This is a genomic window from Aeromonas sp. V90_14, assembly GCF_029967615.1.
GTDB classification, from domain to species: domain Bacteria; phylum Pseudomonadota; class Gammaproteobacteria; order Enterobacterales; family Aeromonadaceae; genus Aeromonas; species Aeromonas hydrophila.
The window spans coordinates 1-1188 of the sequence record NZ_JASCAS010000021.1; the positions used below are offsets into that span (position 1 = coordinate 1).

1 rRNA gene is annotated in these 1188 nt (G+C 52.4%); it reads right to left on the reverse strand.

The annotated features are described in order from the left end of the window. A 23S ribosomal RNA gene (locus QLG02_RS10290) occupies positions 1-1158 on the reverse strand; the annotation flags it as partial. Positions 1159-1188 lie beyond the last annotated feature (30 nt).

Below are 1188 nucleotides of genomic sequence, written 5' to 3' on the forward strand. Positions count from 1 at the left end.
GTGAATCCGCGGCTTCGGTGCCTGGTTTGAGCCCCGTTACATCTTCCGCGCAGGCCGACTCGACTAGTGAGCTATTACGCTTTCTTTAAATGATGGCTGCTTCTAAGCCAACATCCTAGCTGTCTGAGCCTTCCCACATCGTTTCCCACTTAACCAGAACTTTGGGACCTTAGCCGGCGGTCTGGGTTGTTTCCCTCTTCACGACGGACGTTAGCACCCGCCGTGTGTCTCCCGGATATTACTTACTGGTATTCGGAGTTTGCATGGGGTTGGTAAGTCGGGATGACCCCCTAGCCCAAACAGTGCTCTACCCCCAGTAGTATTCGTCCGAGGCGCTACCTAAATAGCTTTCGGGGAGAACCAGCTATCTCCGAGTTTGATTGGCCTTTCACCCCCAGCCACAGGTCATCCCCTAACTTTGCAACGTTAGTGGGTTCGGTCCTCCAGTTGATGTTACTCAACCTTCAACCTGCCCATGGCTAGATCACCCGGTTTCGGGTCTACACCTTGCAACTAGACGCCCAGTTAAGACTCGGTTTCCCTACGGCTCCCCTATACGGTTAACCTCGCTACAAAATGTAAGTCGCTGACCCATTATACAAAAGGTACGCAGTCACCCCGAAGGGCTCCCACTGCTTGTACGTACACGGTTTCAGGTTCTATTTCACTCCCCTCACAGGGGTTCTTTTCGCCTTTCCCTCACGGTACTGGTTCACTATCGGTCAGTCAGGAGTATTTAGCCTTGGAGGATGGTCCCCCCATATTCAGACAGGATGTCACGTGTCCCGCCCTACTCGATTTCACATCAAGGTTGTTTTCGTGTACGGGGCTATCACCCTGTATCGCCGGCCTTTCCAGGACCGTTCCACTAACTTCCAAGATGCTTAAGGGCTAATCCCCGTTCGCTCGCCGCTACTGAGGGAATCTCGGTTGATTTCTTTTCCTCGGGGTACTTAGATGTTTCAGTTCTCCCGGTTCGCCTCGCTACGCTATGTATTCACGCAGCGATACCTAGCTTATGCTAAGTGGGTTTCCCCATTCGGAAATCCGTGAGTCGTAATGTCTCTTACCGACTGCTCACGGCTTATCGCAGGTTAGTACGTCCTTCATCGCCTCTGACTGCCAAGGCATCCACCATGTACGCTTAGTCACTTAACCATACAACCCCAAGAAGTGTCGGTGAAACCG